Below are 19,870 nucleotides of genomic sequence, written 5' to 3' on the forward strand. Positions count from 1 at the left end.
TCATGCTCCCTTCACGGGGCGCGGGGGTGCGGTCGCGTCCAGCAGCCGTTCGTGCCCGCGGACGAGATCGTCCACGGCGGCCGCGAGAGTGGGGTCTTCGCCGCGCGCGAGCCCAGCGTACTCCAGGTGGATGGTGTCATCGGATGCCGTCGCCTTGACCCACATGCGACGACGCGGAACGAACAGGGCGAGTCCAAGTCCGGCCAGAGCGAGCAGGGCGAAGGCGAGCACCCAGATCACCGAGTCGTCGTGGTGGATCTGCAGCGACACGTAGCGCTTGACGGACTGAGTGAAGTCCGTCGCACCCGCGGGCGCCTCGTTCTCGAAGGTGACCGTGCCCAGTCCGTTCGGCAGATCGGCGGTCTCGCCGGGCTGCAGCTGGATCGACTTCACATCGGTGCCGCGGCCGTTCAGCTTGGTCATGTCCTCGGTGTCGAGCTGATAGACCGAGACCGGGTTGCCTCCGTCGATGCCCAGATCGCCCTGGTACACATCCAGGGTGAGCAGCGGAAGGTTCACCGCGCCGTGTGCCGAGGTGAATGCGCCGGAGTCGAGCTTGACGACGGTGGGGTAGAAGAAGCTCACCAGCCCGAGCTGCTCGGGCATGCCGTCGGGGATCTTCACGACGCCGAGCGAGGTCATATTGGCGTCCTGCGGCAGGTACTCGACGGCGTCGTGGAAGACCTGCACGCCCTCGGCGTTGCGCACGGTGATGGTGGGCGCGTAGCCGTTGCCGAGCAGATACACCTTGTCACCGCCGATGCTCAGCGGGTGATTCACCTCGACCGCGCCCGTGGTCTTCGACCCGTCGGGCTCGGTGACGCTGAGGTTCGCCTTGAAGTTCCCCGCCTGGCCGGCACCGGGGGCGCCGAAGTCCTCATAGGTCACATCGAAGGAGTTCAGCGTCATGGCGTACGGCTCGAGCGCGTCGTCGGCGACGAAGCGCCCGCGGTTGATCGAGTTGTAGTCGATCAACGAGTTCACGAAGGTCTGCCCCTCGACGATCACCCGCTGCCCGGTGTACGAGAATCCGCCGCCCAGCCCCACCGAGATCAGCACCCCGACCAGCGCGATGTGGAACACCAGGTTCCCCGTCTCACGCCAGTAGCCGCGCTCGGCCGACACCGACCAGGTGCGCCCGCGGTCGTAGCGGGCGACGCGGTAGCCCAGCGCCTTCAGCTGCTTCTCGGCGACGTCGGCGGATGCTGCGGCATCGGCATCCGCGGTTCCCTCGCCCGACGGGTCGCGGGTGACCGACCTGTGGTCCTCCAGCCGCGCCAAACGCGCCGGAGTGCGCGGCGGCAGCGTGCGCAGCGCCTTGGCGTGGTGCCGGATGCGGGGGATGATGCAGCCGATCAGCGAGATGAACAGCAGCAGGTAGATGGCCGAGAACCACGGCGACGAGTACACGTCGAACAGGCTGAGCTTGTCGAGGATCGGGAAGAGGTCGGGGTTCTCGGTGCGGTACTTCAGCACGCCATTGGGGTCGGCGGAGCGCTGCGGGAACACCGACCCCGGCACGGCGCCGATCGCCAGGAACAACAGCAGGATCAGCGCGACCCGCATCGAGGTGACCTGGCGCCAGCCCCAGCGCAGCCAGCCCACGATCCCGAGCCTGGGCTGGGCGACTCCGTCGTCGGCAGGTGTCGCGGAATCGATGTGGTCGGCGGGGCGCAGCGGGTCGGATGCTGCGGATGACCCGTCCTGCGGGTTCTTCTGCCGGTCAGAGCGGGAGGACGACACTGCTCATCACCGCCCCGATGCGTGACATGAGCTGGGTCCACACGCCGGTGACCATCAGCAGGCCGAGCAGGATCAGCAGGGCGCCGCCGATGATGTTGACGGTGCGGATGTGGCGGCGCATGAAGCTCGTGGCGGTGGTCGCCCAGCCGAAGCCGAGTGCGACCAGCAGGAACGGGATGCCCAGGCCCAGCGAATAGGCGACGCCGAGCAGCGCCGCCCGCCACGGATCGCCCAGGGTCCATCCGACGCTGATGATCGCACCGAGCGTGGGGCCGGTGCACGGCGCCCAGCCGATCGCGAGCGTGATGCCCAGCAGCGGCGCGCCGATCAGCCCGGTGGTGGAGTTGACCTGCAGCTTGTACTGCCGCTGCGCGAACCCGAAGAAGCCGAGGAAGACGAGCCCCATGGCGATCACGACCACGCCCAGGATGCGGGTGATCAGCTCGCCCCACTGCAGGAAGAACACGGATGCCGTGCCGCCGATCACCGTGTAGGCGACGAAGATCACCGTGAAGCCCGCGATGAACAGCAGCACGCCCAGCAGCATCCGTCGACGGCTGGATGCCTGGGCTGCCGAACCTGCCGAGGCGGCGCCCCGGCCTGTCGATGCCCCGGCCGCTCCCCCGATGAACCCCAGGTACCCGGGCACGAGCGGCAGGATGCACGGGGAGAGGAAGGAGACCAGACCGGCGAGCAGCGCCAGCGGGATGGCCAGCCAGAGAGCGCCGGCGCCGATCACGGCATCCGGGGTCACGCCTGCTCCTTCAACGCGTCCTTGATCAGCGTCGACAGGATGGACGTGTCGATCGGGCCGATGATGCGCGCGGCGACGCGCCCTGCTTGTCGAGCACGAGCGTCGTCGGCGGGGCCTGGATGGGGGCGACCTTCGCGAAGGCGAGCTTGGCCTCGCCGGTGTCGGCGTCGATCAGGCTCGGGTAGGTCACGCCGTATTTCTCGGCGAAGGCCCGCGCGGTGTCGGCCTGGTCGTAGATGTTCACGCCGATGAAGGCGACGCCATCGTCCTGATGCTCCTGCCAGACGGCTTCGAGGTCCTTCGCCTCGATGCGGCACGGGCCGCAGGTGGCGTACCAGAAGTTCACCACCGCGACATCGCCGAGGATGTCGGCACTGGAGAATGCCTCGCCCTGATCGGTCGTGCCGTCGAACTCCACCGGCTCGCCGCGCTTGTCGGCCGGGATCTCCACCCAGCGGAAGTCGTCGATCGTGTACGCCTTCTGATCGCCGTTCAGGTAGGCCTCGGTCCCGGGGTCGGGAGCGCACGCGCTCAGGCCCACGGCGAGCACAGCGGCGAGCGCTGCGGCGGTGATGCGCCAGGCGCCGCGACGGGAACGGACGGGCGAGGACACGCTGAGAATCGTACGCACGTTTCCTATGGGCGCTCTGAAACGGGTTCAAGCCGTTCGAATAGCGCGAATTGCTGCATTCCGGGCAGATTCCGAGCGATTTGCGCTCTTCGAACGTCAGACTGCCCCGAGATCGATCCCGCTCGCGGCCGGCTCGACGTAGTCGACCTCGCGCCACACGTCGCCCACGCGCTCGAAGCTGGTCACGCTGGAGAGCGCGCAGCGCCGGGTGCGAGGGTCGTGGCGCAGGGGCAGGCCGGCGACCGCGAGGTGCGTGATCCAGATCGGCGCCTGATGCGAGACGAACACGAGGTCGCCGGCATCCGTCGCATCCCACCGCTCGTCCATTGCCGACAGCATCCGATCGGCGATCGCGCGGTACGGCTCCCCCAGCTCGGCGTGGACGGCCGGCGCAGATGCCACCAGTTGACCGGGTTGCGCAGCGCACGCGACATCCGCCTGCCCTCGAAGACGTTCGTCGGCTCGATGATGCGCTCGTCGAGCTCGGGCGTGAGCCCCAGCAGCTCGGAGAAGGGCGCGGCCGACTCCTGGGTGCGTTCCAGCGGCGAGCAGCGCAGCTCGGCCACCGGCCGATCGAGACCGGCCACATGCTCGGCTGCGGCCAGGGCCATCGCCCGGCCCGCCTCGCTGAGGTGGTAGTCGGGCAGCCGCCCGTACAGCACGCGTTGCGGGTTGTGCACCTCGCCGTGACGCACCAGGTGGAGTCGGGATGCAGGCATGCGGCCAGTCTAGGAGCCGGCATCACCCATGATCGCGCGGAGGGCGCCCATATGCCGCTCCAGCGCCCGTCGCCCCTTCGCGGTCGCCGCCACCCAGGTACGCGGCCGTGTTCCCACATAGCCCTTGGTGACCTTGACGTACTCGAGCTTCTCCAGATGCGCGATGCCCTTCGACACCACCGAGTCGTCCGCCTCGATCAGATCGCGCAGGCTGGCGAAGTCCAGCTCGATGTCATCCGACAGCGCCGCCAGCAGCGACAGTCGCACCGGCGTCATCAGCGCCGGGTCGAGATCATGCCTCGGGTGCGACATGGCCGCGGCCGGGACGAAGAGCGGATGCCGCCAGCGCTGCCGCCACGATGATCCCGGCGACGACGGCGACGGCCGGGGTGACGAGGTCTGTGGCGATGAGGAGCACGGCGAGCAGGAACATCACCGTCGCTGCGACGGCGAATGCGATCCACTGCGGCGCCGCCCACTCCCAGCCGGTGCGCATGATCCCCCACGACGCCGTCTGCGCGGAGAGCACGACGATCAGGCCCAGCATCCCGATCATCATCACCACCCAGGTCGCGACGGGCATGAACAGCGTCGCGCACACCGCACCGAAGTAGAGGGCCAACAGCAGCGTGACGGCTCGGGGCCCTGCGGAGAGCGGTTCACGCGCATCCGCCGTCTCCTTCGCCGCACCGGACTCGCGCAGCAGCACCGACAGAGGCCGAGCGCCGAAGAGCACGATCGTGAGGCCGGCGGACACCAGCGCGAGCCACCACGGGTAGCCCTCACCGACGATCCCCCAGACCACGATGCCCACGAGCAGCGCCAGGAAGACGCCGATGGCCAGCCAGTGCCGACGTGTGGCCCGCAGTCGTCCACCGTGCCGCTCGGCCGCACCGCTCACCAGCCCGGTGGAGGCGATCATCGGCGGCAGCACCAGTGCCATCGTCGTGCCGCCGAATATGCTCGCGCCGCCCTCGTTCGACCCGGTGTAGACGAACAGCGCCATGTACGCGGCCAGCATGACCGAGTACCCCAGCTGCAGCGTCGCATGTCCGCGCGGCAGGGAGGCGGCACGCGCCCGGATCGCATCGACCGAGCGCAGTGCACGGTCGGCTTCGGCTCGCTGCATCTCCGATTCACTTTCCATGTGGAAAGAGTATGCCGGATGGCAAGTCTCGTCAAGACCCACCCCCGTAGAATGGCGGGGTTCCCTTTCCCGATCAGGAGGAAAATCCGTGCTTCGCACACACACGGCAGGCTCCCTGCGAGCCTCGCACATCGGTCAGACCGTCACCCTCACGGGCTGGGTCGATCGTCGCCGCGATCACGGAGGCGTCGCGTTCATCGATCTTCGGGATGCCTCGGGCATCGCCCAGGTCGTCATCCGCGACGAAGAGGTGGCACATCCGCTGCGCAGCGAGTTCGTGCTGCAGGTGACCGGCGAGGTCTCGCGCCGCCCCGACGGCAACGAGAACCCGAACCTGCCCACCGGCGAGATCGAGCTGATCGCATCCGACGTCGTCGTGCTGAACGAGTCAGCGCCGCTGCCCTTCCAGGTCTCCAGCGGACTGGCCGAATCCGACCCGATCGGCGAGGAGGTGCGCCTGAAGCACCGCTACCTCGACCTGCGCCGCCCCGCGCCGGCCGCTGCGATGCGCCTGCGCTCGGACGTGTACAAGGCCATCCGCGACGAGCTGCACGAGCGCGAGTTCGTCGAGGTCGAGACACCGACGCTGACCCGCTCCACACCCGAGGGCGCCCGCGACTTCCTGGTGCCTGCTCGTCTGCATCCGGGCAGCTGGTACGCGCTGCCGCAGTCACCGCAGCTGTTCAAGCAGCTGCTGATGGTGGGCGGCGTGGAGAAGTACTTCCAGATCGCCCGCTGCTACCGCGACGAGGACTTCCGCGCCGACCGTCAGCCGGAGTTCACCCAGCTCGACATCGAGATGGCCTTCGTCGACCAGGAGGACGTCATCGAGATGATGGAGTCGCTCGTCGTCGCGATGTGGAAGACCATCGGCGTCGATGTGCAGACCCCGCTGCCGCGGATGACCTACGCCGAGGCGATGGCGAAGTACGGCTCCGACAAGCCCGACCTGCGCTTCGGCCTGGAGCTGGTGGAGGCCACCGACTACTTCTCCGACACGCCGTTCCGCGTGTTCCAGTCGGAGTACGTCGGCGCGGTGCTGATGCCCGGCGGCGCCTCGCAGCCGCGCAAGACGCTGGACGCCTGGCAGGAGTGGGCCAAGCAGCGCGGCGCACGGGGCCTTGCCTACGTGCTGTTCAACGAGGACGGCACGCTCGGCGGCCCGGTTGCCAAGAACCTGTCCGAGACCGAGCAGGCGGGCCTGGCCGAGCTCGTGGGCGCGAAGCCTGGCGACTGCGCGTTCTTCGCCGCGGGGTCGACGAAGGACAGCAGGGCGCTGCTCGGCGCCGCACGCGTGGAGATCGGCCGTCGGCTGGGACTGCTCGACCCAGACCAGTTCGCCTTCACCTGGGTGCTGGATGCGCCGATGTTCGAGCCGGCGTCGGATGCCGTGGCATCGGGTGACGTGGCTGTCGGCGCGGGCGCGTGGACGGCTGTGCACCATGCCTTCACCGGTCCGAAGCCGGAGTTCGCCGACACGTTCGACACCGACCCGGCATCCGCTCTCGCCTATGCGTACGACATCGTCTGCAACGGCTCCGAACTGGGCGGCGGATCGATCCGCATCCACCAGGAGGACGTGCAGAAGCGCGTCTTCAAGGTGATGGGCATCACCGAGGAGCAGGCCGACGAGAAGTTCGGCTTCCTACTCGAGGCGTTCAAGTACGGCGCTCCCCCGCACGGCGGGATCGCGCTGGGCCTGGACCGCGTGATGCAGCACCTGACCAAGACGGAGTCGATCCGCGAGGTGATCGCGTTCCCGAAGTCCGGCAACGGTTTCGACCCGCTCACCGAGGCCCCCGGAGCCATCTCGGCCGAGCAGCGTGCCGAGGCCGGCGTGGACTTCGTCCCGGAGGATGCCGAGGACTGACCACTCGCAAGCATCGCCGCCCCTGCTCAGCTACGCCGCCCCTGCTCAGCTACGCCGCCCCTGCTGGTTTACGTGAATCAGCAGGGGCGGCGTAGCCCGGCAGGGGCGGAGACGTGTGGCAGCTGCGTCACGCGATCAGCGCGGGGGCGATGTTCTCGCTCCAGACGTCGAGGCCGAGCTTGCCGATCAGCAGCACGACGACGATCAGGAACACCACGCGGATGAAGGTCGATCCGCGGGCGATGGCCATGCGCGAGCCGAGATAGCTGCCGACGACGTTCGCTGCTGCGAGCACGATGCCCAGCACCCAGAGCACCGAGCCGTGCGGGATGAACAGCAGCAGCGCACCGGCGTTGGTCGCGAGGTTCACGATCTTGGCTTTCGCGCTCGACTGCAGAAAGTCGTACCCGAGCAGCGCCACCAGGGCGATCACGAGGAAGGTGCCCGTGCCCGGTCCGATCAGCCCATCGTAGAAGCCGATCACCAGTCCTGTGACGCCCGCGGTGACGTGGTGCCGCCGCCCCTGGAATCGCAACCGGGTCGCAGCGCCCAGCTGCGGCTTGAAGGCCGTGAAGACGGCCACGGCGAGCAGTGCGACGACGATGATCGGTTTGAAGGCGGATGCCGGGAGCACGATCGCCACCGCGGCTCCGCCGAAGGAGCCGGCCAGCGCGATCGCCGCCATCGGCAGCGCGGTGCGCAGGTCGGGCCTCGCCCGCCGGTGATACGTGCCGGCGCTGGTCGCGGTACCGGCCAGCCCGGCGAGCTTGTTGGTCGCCAGCGCCTGCACGGGGGCGATACCGGGGATCAGCAGCAGCGCGGGAAGCTGCAGAAGTCCTCCGCCACCGACGACGGCATCGATCCAGCCGGCGCCGAACGCGGCGACGACGACCAGGACGAGCGTTCCCCAGGTGAGCTGCTCGAGTCCCACCAGTGAGCCGATGTCCATGCGTTCAGAGCATCGTGGCGGAAGAGAGCATCATCCTCCCAGTCAACCAGCAGAGGGGGCAGCGCGGTGTCGCGACGCGACGACACCTTCTTCGCTCACAGGTCGACGATTCCGTGCTCCCAGACGAGTCGCGCGAGATCGAGTGTGGTGCTCGCCACGCGGCCCAGAGCGGCGGAGCCCGTGGAATGAGCGCGGAGCCGCCCTCTTCCGCTCGGGCGAGGTTCGGGCTAGCGTGAGCGGTGGAGCGATGAGGCTCCATTCCCGGGAGGAAGAGGTGGCCATCTATGGCAGGCAGATTCGAGCTCTATGAAGACAAGAGCGGCGACTGGCGGTTCCGGTTGAAGGCAGGCAACGGCGAGATCATCGCGACCGGCCAGGGCTATGCCTCCAAGTCGGGAGCCGTGAACGGCATCGACTCCGTTCGCCGCAACGCCGCAGACGCAGAGGTCGTCGAAGTCGAGAACTGATCGCGACCCCGAGAACGAAACGGAGGGGCGGATGCCGAACAGCATCCGCCCCTCCTTCTGTCCGAACCGGTCGGCCTGAACGCGTCAGAGCACGCGCGACAGGAAGTCCTGGGTGCGCGGATGCTGAGGATTCGCCAGCACCTCGCGCGGATCGCCCTGCTCGAGGATGTACCCGCCGTCCATGAAGATCAACCGGGAGCCGACCTCACGGGCGAAGCCCATCTCGTGCGTGACGACCAGCATCGTCATCCCCTCGTCGGCCAGCTGGCGCATCACCTGCAGCACCTCGCCCACCAGCTCGGGGTCCAGCGCCGATGTCGGCTCGTCGAAGAGCATCATGTCAGGATTCATGCACAGCGCGCGGGCAATGGCCACGCGCTGCTGCTGACCGCCGGAGAGATGGCTGGGGAAGGCATCGGCCTTCTCGCTCAGCCCCACCCGGCTCAGCATCTCGCGGGCGACCTGCTCGGCCTCCTCCTTGGAGCGCTTCTTCACCCGCCGCTGGGCAATGGTGAGGTTGCCGAGCACCGACATGTGCGGGAACAGGTTGAAGCTCTGGAAGACCATGCCGATGCGCTGGCGCACCCGGTCGATGTCGGTCTCCTCGTCGGTGACGTCGATCCCCTCGATGAGGATGTGCCCGCCGGTGGGTTCCTCGAGCAGGTTCACCGAGCGCAGCAGCGTCGACTTGCCCGAACCGGACGGTCCGATGATGCAGACCACCTCGCCGCCGACCACCGTCAGGTCGATGCCCTTGAGCACCTCGTTGTCGCCGAAGCTCTTGACCAGACCCTGGATGTCGATCGCAGGCGCGTGGACGTCGATCAGATCCGTGCTCATCTCTCCTCGCCATCCTTCGCTCCAGCCACGCGGTGAAGCGGGTGAGCGGAATCGTCACGATCAGGTACAGCAGCGCCGCCATGATCAGCGGCGTCGCGTTGGCATACATGGTGTTGGCATCCCGCGCAAAGCTGGTGAGCTCCTTCGACCAGATGAAGGTCCCCGCGATGAACAGCAGCGAGGTGTCCTTCAGCAGCAGCACGAACTCGTTAGTCAGCGGCGGGATGATGATCCGGAACCCCTGCGGCAGCACGATGAAGATCATCGTCTTCATCGGCGACATGCCCAGCGACCGCGACGCCTCGGACTGTCCCTTCGGCACTGCCTGGATACCCGCCCTGATCACCTCTGCCATGTACGCCGAGGCGACCAGGATGAGTCCGATCAGCCCTGCGCCGACCGGACCACCCGGCGGTTTGATGCCGAACGCGATCGGCAGGATGAACGCCATCGCGAAGATGGTCAGCAGCGCCGGCAGCCCGCGGAACAGCTCGATCCATCCGGTTGCGAACCAGCGGAACGGCGCGATGACCGACAGCTTCATCAGCGCGAACACGATGCCCAGCAGCAGACCGCCCGCGAAGGCGATCAGCGTGAACAGCACCGTATTGCGCAGTGCGACGATGACGATGTCGGGGAACAGCTTCGCTGCGACCTCGAGGTCGAAGAACTGCTTGCCGATCTTGGCCCAGTCGGTGAACAGCACCACCAGCACGACCACGGCGAGGAACACCGCATACATCGAGTACCGGTACAGCCGACTCCTGGTCCTCCGCTTCAATGCCATCGGACGGACCTCCTATCTGCCTGCGGCGCTCACTTCGCGGCGAAATAGGTGTCGTAGATGGTGTCGTAGTCGCCGCTGTCGCGCAGCTCCTGAAGAGCCTTGTTCACGGCCTCGCGCAACTCGACCTTGTCGCCCTTGGCGAAGGCGAAGCCGTAGGACTCCTCAGTGTCGTACTCCTCGACGATCTTGTAGCCGTCGTCGGCCTTCTCGTGCTCGATGTTCACCGGCTGGTCCTGCAGGATCGCGTCGATCTGCCCGGCCTGCAGCGCCGGCCACAGCTCCGCGTCGCCCGGGTACTGCACGAGGGTGGCGCCCTTGGCGTGCTCGGTGGCATAGCTCTCGCCCGTGGTGCCCTGCTGCACGCCGACGTTCTTGCCGTCGAGGTCGCCGATGCTCTTGATGCCCGAGTCGACGCTGGTCAGCAGCGACTGCAGCGAGTCGTAGTACGGGTCGGAGAAGTCGATGTTGGCCTTGCGCTCCTCGGTGATGGTCATCGCCGAGGCGCCCATGTCGCAGGTACCCGCGATCAGGGTTGTGCCCGACTGCAGACCGTCGAAGCTGACATCCTGCACGCTCAGCTTCAGGTCGAGCTTCTGAGCGATCGCGTAGGTCAGGTCGATGTCGAAGCCGGTGTAGCCGGTGCCGTTGTCGCCACCCTCGAACTCGAAGGGGACATAGGGGACCTCGGAGCAGATGGTCAGCGTACCCGCATTGACCAGACCGTAGTCCGGGCCGGAGGGCGCCGTGTCGCCTCCGTCACTGCTGGAGCCCGGGTCGCTGGCACAGCCGGAGAGGGCGAGCACAGCGGCCGCCGCGACAGCGGTGCCGAAGAGAAGAGGACGACGATTCATAGTCACTCCTATGTGACGGGGCTTGCGCCCGGGAACAGGGTACGCCCATCATCTTGACACGCCCGCGGCCGCATCGCGGAATGCAGAGGCGCCTGAGCGGATCACGGTTAGGTTGCGAGAGTGCGCACTTCTGCGGGGCACTCTGTTCAGAATTCGACAACTCTGCTCAGAAGTCCTGCACAGAAGTACGGATGCCGAGTTCTGCTCAGAATTCGAAGTCGACCGCGACGCGCGATTCGACCACCGAGCGGAGGTACGCGCCGACCTCCTTGTGAGCCGGGTGCACCTGATAGGCCTCCAGCGCCTCGAGCGAGTCGACGTCGGCGACGAGGGTGACATCCCAGTTCGCATCCGGATGCGCCACATTGGCACCGGCCGACACGGCGCGCAGCTCGGGCACCACGCCCATGAGGGCGTTCAGACGGCGTGCCACCTCGGCGGCCTGCTCGCCGCGCAGTGCGGCGTCGGGTTCCGCCAGCTTCCAGCTCACGACGTGACGAATCACTTCGACTCCCTCCGGTCGCTCAGCACATCGCACTTCGGCTCCCTCCGGTCGCTCAGCACATCGCCCCCGACAGCACCCTTGAGGGCACTGCTCAGGCGCTCCGGCGAGACGCGCCAGTGCGCATGCAGCTCGCCGTCGATGAGCACGACCGGGATCTTCTCCCACCAGCGCTCGTACAGCGCGGGGTCGTCGTTGATCGACTGCTCGACGATCTCGATCCGCTCAGCTGCAGCATCCGGGAGCTCCGCGACGACGGCGTCGACGACCTCGCTCGCGATCTCGCAGAGGTGGCAGTCCGGCTTGCCGATCAGGGTGAGGGTGGTCACTTCTCCACCGGATGCCCCTGCGCGATCCACTCGCCCGTGCCGCCGTCGACGTTCGTGGCGTCGTAGCCGCGCGCCTCCAGCGCCTTCACGGCGCGCGCAGAGCGGCCGCCGGCCTGGCAGATCACGTCGAAGGCCTCACCGGGAAGCTCTTCGAGGCGGTCGCCCAGCTCCGAGAGCGGCACGTTGACCGCGCCGGGCACGTGGCCCGCCGCGTACTCATCGCGCTCACGCACGTCGATGAGGGGCACTCCCTGGCGCGCGGCGAGCTGCGTGATGTCGATCGATTTCATGGCATCCATTATCCCGCGGAACACACGAAGCGCCCGTCCGAAGACAGGCGCTCGGTGTCGTGCCGCTTACTTCTTGTTGCGGCGCTGGTGGCGAGTCTTGCGAAGCAGTTTGCGGTGCTTCTTCTTCGCCATGCGCTTGCGGCGCTTCTTGATGACTGAACCCACGGAAACCTCACTAAGTCAGGGGCTGGATGCCACGAAGGCGGGCACCCGGGTACGGGCACGGAAAATGCCTCAGGCGATTCTAGCAAACGGTCGGGGCACCCCGAACCGCGCACTCCCAGCATCCTACGTCGACGATGGTCAGCCCACGTCGGCGATGGGTCGCTGCAGAGCCTCCGCAACAGCGGATTCCGGCACGCGATAGCTGCGCCCGAAGCGGATCGCGGGCAGGTCACCGGAGTGGACGAGCCGGTACACAGTCATCTTGGACACGCGCATCAGCTCGGCGACCTCGGCCACCGTCAGGAATCGAACGTCTTGAACATCGGGCATCCCCCGTACCCCTTTCTGCTGATGCACAGCATATGGGGTAGCTGCGACACCTGTAAACCGCTGTGACTGATGTGATCGCCGTGACCGGGTCAGTTGCCGAGTCGCCGCAGCGCGGAGGTGACCACGTACTTGGCGGATGCGGCAGCCCTGCCGACCACCTCGGCGGCGTGCGCCGCCCCGTCGTTCAACGGAGCGCCGGGATAGTCGATGTCGGGCGCCTGGTCGCCGTAGGCGTCGACCAGGAAGGGCACCAGCCAGTCGTCGATGGTCTCCAATGGGGCGACCGACAGGCTGTAGAAGCGGCGCTGGCCGTCCTCGCGGACGGTCACCAGCTCCGACTCGCGCAGCACCTTCAGGTGCTTCGACACCGTCGGCTGACTGACGCCCAGCTCGCTGACGATCTCGGTCACGCTGGTACCGGCATCGCCGTCCGTCGAGCGACGCAGCAGCAATTGGAGGATGTCCCGCCTCGTGCCGTCCGCGATCACGTCGAAGATGTCCGTCATGCCATCAGGGTAGTCGGGATGCGTTTCCTGTCCTAGTCCGAGCACAGTGCGCGGCCCAGTCCGAGCACGGTGCGCGGCCCAGTCCGAGCACGGTGCGCGGCGCGCACCACGTCGCCTGCGCCGCGTGCGGAGTACCATGTCTCAAGCTCGGCGGGCGTCGTCGGGCGGCGGCGCACAGCGGCAGAAGGGGGATCGATGTCGGGCATCGTGTCGGCATCCTCCCCGCGCAGCAGCGTGCGGGCCGTGATCCGGCGGATCAAGCACCTGGTCACCTCCTCGCCGTCGCGGTTCGCGATAGTGATCTTCGCCGCACTGATCCTGCTGTTCACGGGTCTGCTGTCGCTGCCGATCTCCTCCTCCGACGGTTCCGTCACACCGCTCAGCGATGCGCTGTTCACCGCCGTGTCGACGATCTGCGTCACTGGCCTGTCGACCGTGGACATGAGCACGCACTGGTCGTGGTTCGGCCAGATCGTCATCTTCACCGGCGTCAACATCGGTGGGCTGGGAGTGCTGACCCTCGCCTCGCTGATGGGGCTGGCGATCTCCAAACGCCTGGGTCTGAGCGCCAAGCTCATGGCCGCCGGTGACAGCAACCCGCTGCGCGCGCACGGCGGAGTGGTCAACGAGGGCCAGACCGTGCGCCTGGGCGAGGTCGGCCAGCTGCTCACCACGGTTGCGCTGTCGGCGCTGATCATCGAGGCCGGCCTGGCGATCCTCCTCTACCCCGCACTGGTGATGGCCGGCGTCGACGCGTTCTCCGCACTGTGGGAGGCCCCGTACTTCGCCGCCATGTCGTTCACGAACACCGGCTTCGCCCCGAACGCCGGAGGTGTGGCCATCTTCGGCGACGACTACCTGGTGCTGATCCTGCTGATGGCGGGGGTGTTCCTCGGCAGCATCGGCTTCCCGGTGATCTACACCCTCGCCAAGCACGCCTGGCACTTCAAGCGCTGGTCGCTGCACTCCAAACTGACCATCGTCACCACCGTGCTGCTGTTCTTCGCCGGCGCCGTGACGTTCCTGCTGCTGGAGTTCGACAATCCGCGCACCTTCGGGTCGATGGACGCGACCGATACGACGATGCAGGCCTTCTTCCTGTCGGCGATGACGCGCTCCGGCGGGTTCGACGTGATCGAGATCTCGGAGCTGAACGGCTCGTCCATGCTCGTCGCATGCATGCTGATGTTCGTCGGCGGCGGCTCGGCATCCACCGCCGGCGGCATCAAGGTGACCACCCTCGCCGTGCTGGCCATCGCCGTCTGGTCCGAGGCCAGAGGGCGCCAGTCGGTCGAGGCGTTCGGCCGCCGCATCCCCTCGGATGTGCAGCGGGTCGGTCTGTCGGTGGTGGCGTGGGGCGCGACCATCGTGGCGCTCTCGACGGTGGTGATCACCCAGATCACCAAGCAGCCGGTCGTGGACGTGCTCTTCGACGTCATCTCCGCCTTCGGCACGGTCGGCCTCACCTCAGGGGTCACCGAGGCGCTTCCGGATGCCGGCTCGTACGTGCTCGCCGCCACCATCTTCATGGGGCGCGTTGGTACAGTGACACTCGCCGCGGCGGTCGCCGCGACGTCCCGTTCGCAGCTCTATGCGCTGCCCGTGGAAAGGCCGATCGTTGGTTGAGATGGTTCGCGGCGACGCGCCGGTGCTCGTGATCGGACTCGGGCGCTTCGGCGCCGCCTGCGCAGGAGAGCTCGATCGGCTCGACCGCGAGGTGCTCGCGATCGACGAGAACCTGGAGCTCGTGCAGAAGTGGTCGGATCGCGTCACGCACACGGTGCAGGGAGACGCCCGCAACATCGACGCACTGCGCCAGATCGGCGCTCAGGATTTCCAGGTCGCAGTCGTCGCGGTGGGCTCGCTGATCGAGGCATCCGTGCTGATCACCGCCAACCTCGTCGACCTGAAGGTGCCGCAGATCTGGGCGAAGGCGGTCTCGCAGTCGCACGGCAAGATCCTCGCCCGCGTCGGCGCGAACCACGTGATCTACCCCGAGCGCGAGGCCGGCGAGCGCGTCGCGCACCTCGTGAGCGGACGGATGCTGGACTTCATCCGCTTCGACGACGACTTCGTGCTGGCCAAGATGTACCCGCCGAAGTTCATCCGCGGCATCGGCCTGAACGAGTCCGGCGTGCGCACCAAGTACAAGGTGACCGTGGTGGGCGTGAAGAGCCCGGGCAAGCCGTTCCGCTACGCCGAGGCCGACACCGTCGTGACCAACCACGACCTCATCATCGTCTCGGGCACCAACAGCGACATCGAGCGCTTCGCGAGCCTGGATCGCTGAGCCGAGGCTGCGGATCAAGCGCCCGCGGCGAGCTCCTTGGCACGGGCGAGGGCGGCAGCGGTCGCCCGAGCGAACACGTCATCCAGTCGTGCTTCCTGCAGCACGGCGATCGCGCGCTCGGTGGTGCCCTTCGGGCTGGTGACCCGTCGCCGCAGCTCGGCGGGCTCCTCGCCGGATGCCGCCAGCAGCGCCGTCGCACCGATGAAGGTCTGCTCGGCCATGAGCCGGGCATCGGCATCCGAGAATCCCATCCCGACGGCCGCCTTCGTCAGCTCCTCGATGAACAGGAACACGTAGGCGGGACCGGACCCCGACACCGTGCTGAGCGCATCGATCTGCGACTCCGGCACCTCGATGACCGCACCGACGGTCTCGAACAGGGCGCGCACCACGGCCACGTCCTCCAGAGTTGCGGCGGGCCCGGCGGCGATGCCCGTGACCGCACGCCCCACCGTCGCGGGAGTGTTCGGCATGGAGCGGATGCTGTGCACCTGCGTGCCGAGGGCCTCCTCGAAGGTCGCCAGCGTGACGCCGGCCGCCAGGCTGACGACGATCGCGTCCTCGCGCAGCGACGGAGCGATCTCGCGGAGCAGATCGGGCACCATGGCCGGCTTCACCCCGACCAGCACGATGCGGGCGGCGGCCGCAGCATCCGCGTTCCCCGTCGGATTCTGCTCCAGCGCGATGCTGGTCACCCCGGGCAGCGATGCCAGAGCATCCGCCTTCTCGCGGGTGCGATTCGTCGCGACGATCCCGCCGTCCACAGCCACGCCCGAGGCGACGACCCCCTGCAGGATCGCACCCCCATCGAACCGGCACCGAGGAACGCGAGCGAGGAAGTGAATCGACCATGCGGCCATCCTACGAGCCGGTTCCGACACGCCGCGCCGCGGTCCGCGCATTGTCCGAGCCGCTGGAAGTCCGGCCCCCGCCGTGTCCCCTGGATCGGCTGCGGGCTCGCCGTAGACTCATGGCATGAGCGCATCCGGTGGCAGCAAGGCGATCATCGCGGCATTCGTGGCGAACATGGGCATCGCCCTGGCCAAGTTCATCGCGTGGGCGCTCTCCGGCTCGGCCTCGATGCTCGCCGAGGCCATCCACTCGGTCGCCGATTCCGGCAATCAGCTGCTGCTGCTGCGCGGAGGCCGCAAGGCGAAGAAAGAGGCCGATCGCGAGCATCCGTTCGGCTACGGCCGCGAGCGCTACGTATCGGCCTTCGTCGTCTCGATCGTGCTGTTCTCGCTGGGCGGCCTGTTCGCCGTCTACGAGGGCGTGCAGAAGCTGACCGACCCGCACGAGATCGACCGGGCGTGGTGGTGGCTGCCGCTGGCGGTGCTGCTGATCGCCATCGGCCTGGAGTCGTACTCGCTGCGCACTGCGATCAGGGAGAGCAACGCGGTACGCGAGAAGGGCCAGTCCTGGATCTCGTTCATCCGCCGCTCCAAGGCGCCCGAGCTGCCCGTCGTGCTGCTGGAGGACACCGGGGCGCTCACCGGTCTGGCCTTCGCACTGCTGGGCTTCGGCCTGACGCTGCTCACCGACAACCCGGTCTTCGATGCCCTCGGCACCCTGATGATCGGTCTGCTGCTGATCGTGATCGCCCTGATCCTGGGCGTGGAGACGAAGAGCCTACTGGTCGGCGAGGGCGCGAACCGCAAGGACCACGACCTGATCGTGGAGGCGATCTCGAGCGGTCCCGGCGTGCAGCGGCTGATCCACATCAAGACGCTGTACCTGGGACCGGACGAGCTGATGGTGGCGGCGAAGATCGCTCTCAAGTCCGACAAGTCGGTACGAGATGCCGCTGCCGACATCAATGAGATCGAGCGACGCATCCGCACCGCCGTTCCCGCTGCGCGAGTGATCTACCTGGAGCCGGACATCTACCGTCCCGCGCTCGACCCGGAACCCCCGACGGATGCGTTCGTACTGAAGTCCTCCGACTGAGCGTCCGCGTGATCGATGAACTGCGCGCCGAGCTGGCGCGACCCGACCTGCCGCCCGCCACGCAGCAGAAGCTGAGCACGCTGCTCACGGTGCTGGAGAACGACCCGCAGGCGCACCTGGAATCGCTGGCGATGGTCGATCCCGGGCCGCACGCCGTCATCGCGTTCGGCGATGTGGACTCCGCCGATCTGATCGTCTTCCTGTTGCACGGCATCGAGACCGACCTCGCGCAGTTGCCGGGGTGGGCGGATGCCGCACAGCGGCTGTGCGCCGACATCATCCGCTCCTGCGTTGCACGGGGCGAACCCCGCCAGGTCGCAGTCATCGCCTGGTTCGCCTGGGACTCGGGTACGCACGTGTCGGCGCTGGCCACCAAGCACGCCACGGTCGGCGCCGCACGACTGGCCGTGGACATCGACCGGCTCGAGCCGCGCAACCCGCATGCGCACGTGGCGCTGGTCACGTACTCGTACTCGTCCACATTGCTCGGCGAGGTCTTCGCCATGAACCTCGGCGAGGACGTGCGCACCGCGTTCTCCATCGCATCCGCCGGCGTCACGCACGCCGCACGCGTCGCCCTGACGGATGCCATCGCCCGCGGCGATCTGGTGCTCTACGCCACCGAGGGCGCCAACGACAGCATCGCCCCGCTCGGGCGGCTCGGTCAGCATCCGGTGGATCCCCGTGACATCCCGGGCGCGATCGTCTACGAGTGCGACGGCGGCGAGGCGCCCGGCGTCGACGGCGGCGCGGTGATCGGCGCCGCCGTCGAGGGGCACGCCTCGCAGACGTCCGTCGACGATCATGGTCGCCACATCGGCTACTTCGACGAGCATGCGCAGGGCTATCTCACCCTGGTCGCGCGCCTCGCCGACGCCGCCGTGACCAGGCCCCACGCGTCTTAGCCCGCACGATCCCTTCACGGGCCTCGCGTAGGTGATCTCTCACGTGTCGGTCCCTTCACGGATGGGGCCCTTCACGTGGCACGCCCTTCACGTGGCACGCGCAGGCGATCCCTTCACAGATCGATCCCTTCACGTGGCGCGAATGGCCGCCTCAGCGCGCTGGAAGCAACCACCTGCGACCCGCGAACCCTCAGCCCCCGCAATTCCTTCACGTGGCACGAATGGCCGCCTCAGCGCGCCGGAAGCAACCATTCAGGACCCATGAACCGTCGGAGATGATCCGAGGGACGGGGACGTCAGCGGCGGGACTCGAAGAAGGCGCGGAGCAGGGCCGTCGCCTCGTGCTCACGGATGCCACCGATGACCTCTGCACGGTGAGGCAGGCGCCGATCGCGAAGCAGGTCGTACATGGATCCGGCGGCGCCGGCCTTGTCGTCCCATGCACCGAAGACCACCCGGCCGATGCGTGCCTGCAGGATCGCACCCGCGCACATCACGCACGGCTCGAGGGTCACGACGAGAGTGTGGTCCTCGAGGTTCCAGCCGCCGTGCGACTCGGCCGCCGCACGCAGTGCGACGATCTCGGCGTGACCGGTCGGGTCAGCCGTGACCTCGCGGACGTTGCCACCCTCCCCGACGATCGCGCCGGCTTGGTCGAGCACGACTGCTCCGACCGGCACGTCGCCCGCAGTTCCGGCTGCGGCGGCGAGCTCGAGCGCGCGGCCCATCGGCTCGTCATACCCAGTGGTCACGCGGTCGAGCCTACTGCGCGTCGCCAAGACGTACCGCGGCGAAGACGGCATCCCAGTAACCTGTATCCATGCGCGTTCATGTGGCCGATCACCCGCTCATCACTCACAAGCTCACGGTGCTGCGGGATGAGAGGACCTCGTCGCCGGTCTTCCGCCAGCTCACCGAAGAGCTCGTGACGCTGCTGGCCTATGAGGCGACGCGAAACGTGAAGGTCGCGCCGATCGAGATCCGCACGCCGGTCACGACGACCACCGGCGTGAAGATCGCTGAGCCGCGCCCGATCGTCGTGCCGATTCTGCGGGCCGGACTCGGCATGCTGGAAGGCCTGGTCAAGCTCGTCCCGACAGCAGAAGTCGGATTCCTCGGCATGGTGCGCGACGAGACGACGTTCGAGCCCACCACCTACGCCGAGCGGCTGCCCGCCGACCTCAGCGACCGGCAGTGCTTCGCCATCGACCCGATGCTGGCCACCGGCGGCTCGCTGGGTGCGGCGATCCAGTTCCTCTTCGACCGCGGCGCGAAGGACGTCACTGCGATCTGCCTGCTCGGCACTCCGGAGGGCGTCGCGGCGATCGAGAAGCTTGTCGGTGACCGCGATGTGACCCTCGTGCTCGGCGCGTTGGACGAGCGTCTCAATGAGAAGGGCTACATCGTGCCCGGTCTCGGCGACGCCGGCGACCGCCTGTACGGCACGGTCTGACCGCCCGCACCGAACCAATTCCGGATCGCCGCCGGTCGCATCGCATCCGCTGCAGTTCCTGGCAACCGCTGCACCGAACATTGCCGCGGATGCAGGAAAGTGCCGCGGATGCCAGAGACTGCCGCGGATACAGGAAACTGGCGCAGATGCCACACACAGGCGCGCACGACAACGGCGCCCCCGGAACCGCTGCAGTTCCTGGCAACCGCTACACCGAACAGTGCCGCGGATACAGGAAAGTGCCACGGATGCCAGAGACTGGCGCGCACGCAGGAAACTACCGCAGATGCCACACACAACCGCGCACGATAACGGCAGCCCCAGAACCGCTGCAGTTCCTGGCAACCGCTGCACCGAACATTGGCGCGGATGCAGGAAAGTGTCGCGGATGCAGA

22 protein-coding genes and 3 pseudogenes are annotated in these 19,870 nt (G+C 67.7%); 7 read left to right on the forward strand and 18 right to left on the reverse strand.

What is annotated here, in order from left to right:
• The 6 genes and pseudogenes from resB to QUE33_RS09625 all read right to left on the reverse strand — a co-directional run bounded on the left by resB (position 1) and on the right by QUE33_RS09625 (position 4,994).
• A complete protein-coding gene (gene resB, locus QUE33_RS09600; protein WP_286299511.1) occupies positions 1-1,743 on the reverse strand; it encodes a cytochrome c biogenesis protein ResB in 1,743 nt (580 codons plus the stop codon).
• Positions 1,724-2,497, reverse strand: a complete 774-nt coding sequence (locus QUE33_RS09605; RefSeq protein ID WP_286299513.1) for a cytochrome c biogenesis CcdA family protein — start codon at positions 2,495-2,497, stop codon at positions 1,724-1,726. The genes resB and QUE33_RS09605 overlap by 20 nt, the downstream gene beginning before the upstream one ends.
• A gap of 25 nt (positions 2,498-2,522) precedes the next feature.
• A complete protein-coding gene (locus tag QUE33_RS09610) occupies positions 2,523-3,110 on the reverse strand; it encodes a TlpA disulfide reductase family protein (RefSeq protein WP_350226442.1) in 588 nt (195 codons plus the stop codon).
• Between the two features lie 114 nt (positions 3,111-3,224).
• A pseudogene (locus QUE33_RS09615) lies at positions 3,225-3,847 on the reverse strand (histidine phosphatase family protein).
• Between the two features lie 9 nt (positions 3,848-3,856).
• Complete coding sequence (locus tag QUE33_RS09620; protein ID WP_286299515.1) at positions 3,857-4,159, reverse strand: transcriptional regulator; 303 nt, start codon at positions 4,157-4,159, stop codon at positions 3,857-3,859.
• Positions 4,140-4,994, reverse strand: a complete 855-nt coding sequence (locus tag QUE33_RS09625) for a hypothetical protein (RefSeq protein WP_286299517.1) — start codon at positions 4,992-4,994, stop codon at positions 4,140-4,142. The genes QUE33_RS09620 and QUE33_RS09625 overlap by 20 nt, the downstream gene beginning before the upstream one ends.
• 88 nt (positions 4,995-5,082) lie before the next feature.
• On the opposite strand from QUE33_RS09625, the gene aspS reads away from it, so the two are divergent.
• On the forward strand, positions 5,083-6,864 hold the full coding sequence (gene aspS / locus QUE33_RS09630; protein WP_286299518.1) for an aspartate--tRNA ligase: 1,782 nt from the start codon (positions 5,083-5,085) through the stop codon (positions 6,862-6,864).
• Between the two features lie 127 nt (positions 6,865-6,991).
• Here aspS and QUE33_RS09635 read toward each other — a convergent pair whose 3' ends face one another.
• Complete coding sequence (locus QUE33_RS09635; protein WP_286299520.1) at positions 6,992-7,813, reverse strand: sulfite exporter TauE/SafE family protein; 822 nt, start codon at positions 7,811-7,813, stop codon at positions 6,992-6,994.
• Between the two features lie 284 nt (positions 7,814-8,097).
• Between QUE33_RS09635 and QUE33_RS09640 the strand changes: the two genes are divergently transcribed.
• Positions 8,098-8,280: a YegP family protein gene (locus QUE33_RS09640; RefSeq protein WP_286299524.1), complete on the forward strand. Its 183-nt coding sequence runs from the start codon at positions 8,098-8,100 to the stop codon at positions 8,278-8,280.
• An 84-nt stretch (positions 8,281-8,364) separates the two neighbouring features.
• On the opposite strand, the gene QUE33_RS09645 is transcribed toward QUE33_RS09640, so the two are convergent.
• The 9 genes and pseudogenes from QUE33_RS09645 to QUE33_RS09685 form a co-directional block, all read right to left on the reverse strand.
• Positions 8,365-9,120 (reverse strand): amino acid ABC transporter ATP-binding protein, encoded by a 756-nt coding sequence (locus QUE33_RS09645; RefSeq protein ID WP_286299526.1) that lies wholly within the window; start codon positions 9,118-9,120, stop codon positions 8,365-8,367.
• A 67-nt stretch (positions 9,121-9,187) separates the two neighbouring features.
• Positions 9,188-9,907 (reverse strand): annotated as a pseudogene (locus tag QUE33_RS09650) (amino acid ABC transporter permease); the annotation flags it as partial.
• A 29-nt stretch (positions 9,908-9,936) separates the two neighbouring features.
• A complete protein-coding gene (locus QUE33_RS09655; RefSeq protein WP_286299527.1) occupies positions 9,937-10,758 on the reverse strand; it encodes an ABC transporter substrate-binding protein in 822 nt (273 codons plus the stop codon).
• A 205-nt stretch (positions 10,759-10,963) separates the two neighbouring features.
• The gene (locus QUE33_RS09660; RefSeq protein WP_286299529.1) at positions 10,964-11,248 is read right to left on the reverse strand and encodes a Dabb family protein; all 285 of its coding nucleotides are present in this window, start codon (positions 11,246-11,248) and stop codon (positions 10,964-10,966) included.
• A gap of 11 nt (positions 11,249-11,259) precedes the next feature.
• Positions 11,260-11,589, reverse strand: coding sequence for a glutaredoxin family protein (locus QUE33_RS09665; RefSeq protein WP_286299530.1), 330 nt, complete (start codon positions 11,587-11,589; stop codon positions 11,260-11,262).
• Positions 11,586-11,879: a rhodanese-like domain-containing protein gene (locus QUE33_RS09670; RefSeq protein ID WP_286299531.1), complete on the reverse strand. Its 294-nt coding sequence runs from the start codon at positions 11,877-11,879 to the stop codon at positions 11,586-11,588. Before QUE33_RS09670 ends, QUE33_RS09665 begins: the two co-directional genes overlap by 4 nt.
• Positions 11,880-11,945: 66 nt before the next feature.
• Positions 11,946-12,044, reverse strand: coding sequence for a 30S ribosomal protein bS22 (locus QUE33_RS09675; RefSeq protein ID WP_003792170.1), 99 nt, complete (start codon positions 12,042-12,044; stop codon positions 11,946-11,948).
• Between the two features lie 138 nt (positions 12,045-12,182).
• Positions 12,183-12,374, reverse strand: a complete 192-nt coding sequence (locus tag QUE33_RS09680) for a helix-turn-helix domain-containing protein (protein WP_286299533.1) — start codon at positions 12,372-12,374, stop codon at positions 12,183-12,185.
• 89 nt (positions 12,375-12,463) lie between these two features.
• A complete protein-coding gene (locus tag QUE33_RS09685; protein WP_286299535.1) occupies positions 12,464-12,880 on the reverse strand; it encodes an ArsR/SmtB family transcription factor in 417 nt (138 codons plus the stop codon).
• 195 nt (positions 12,881-13,075) lie between these two features.
• Between QUE33_RS09685 and QUE33_RS09690 the strand changes: the two genes are divergently transcribed.
• Both QUE33_RS09690 and QUE33_RS09695 read left to right on the forward strand, forming a co-directional pair.
• Positions 13,076-14,506, forward strand: coding sequence for a TrkH family potassium uptake protein (locus QUE33_RS09690; protein WP_286299536.1), 1,431 nt, complete (start codon positions 13,076-13,078; stop codon positions 14,504-14,506).
• 1 nt (position 14,507) lies between these two features.
• The gene (locus tag QUE33_RS09695; RefSeq protein WP_378761573.1) at positions 14,508-15,170 is read left to right on the forward strand and encodes a potassium channel family protein; all 663 of its coding nucleotides are present in this window, start codon (positions 14,508-14,510) and stop codon (positions 15,168-15,170) included.
• Positions 15,171-15,184: 14 nt separating this feature from the next.
• On the opposite strand, the pseudogene proC reads toward QUE33_RS09695, so the two are convergent.
• Positions 15,185-16,005: pseudogene (gene proC, locus QUE33_RS09700) on the reverse strand (pyrroline-5-carboxylate reductase); the annotation flags it as partial.
• A 140-nt stretch (positions 16,006-16,145) separates the two neighbouring features.
• Here proC and QUE33_RS09705 point away from each other — a divergent pair.
• Both QUE33_RS09705 and QUE33_RS09710 read left to right on the forward strand, forming a co-directional pair.
• Entirely contained in the window at positions 16,146-17,117 is a 972-nt protein-coding gene (locus tag QUE33_RS09705) for a cation diffusion facilitator family transporter (RefSeq protein WP_286299540.1), read from the forward strand.
• Between the two features lie 8 nt (positions 17,118-17,125).
• Positions 17,126-18,022 carry an alpha/beta hydrolase gene (locus QUE33_RS09710; protein WP_286299542.1) on the forward strand — a complete coding sequence of 299 codons (897 nt, stop codon included), beginning with the start codon at positions 17,126-17,128 and terminating at the stop codon, positions 18,020-18,022.
• Positions 18,023-18,318: 296 nt separating this feature from the next.
• Here the strand turns inward: QUE33_RS09710 and QUE33_RS09715 are convergent, their stop codons facing one another.
• Positions 18,319-18,750: a nucleoside deaminase gene (locus tag QUE33_RS09715; protein ID WP_286303134.1), complete on the reverse strand. Its 432-nt coding sequence runs from the start codon at positions 18,748-18,750 to the stop codon at positions 18,319-18,321.
• A 92-nt stretch (positions 18,751-18,842) separates the two neighbouring features.
• On the opposite strand from QUE33_RS09715, the gene upp reads away from it, so the two are divergent.
• Complete coding sequence (gene upp, locus QUE33_RS09720; RefSeq protein ID WP_286299544.1) at positions 18,843-19,475, forward strand: uracil phosphoribosyltransferase; 633 nt, start codon at positions 18,843-18,845, stop codon at positions 19,473-19,475.
• The last annotated feature ends 395 nt before the right edge of the window (positions 19,476-19,870 follow it).

This window comes from Microbacterium suwonense, from assembly GCF_030296555.1.
In the GTDB taxonomy this organism is placed as follows: domain Bacteria; phylum Actinomycetota; class Actinomycetes; order Actinomycetales; family Microbacteriaceae; genus Microbacterium; species Microbacterium suwonense.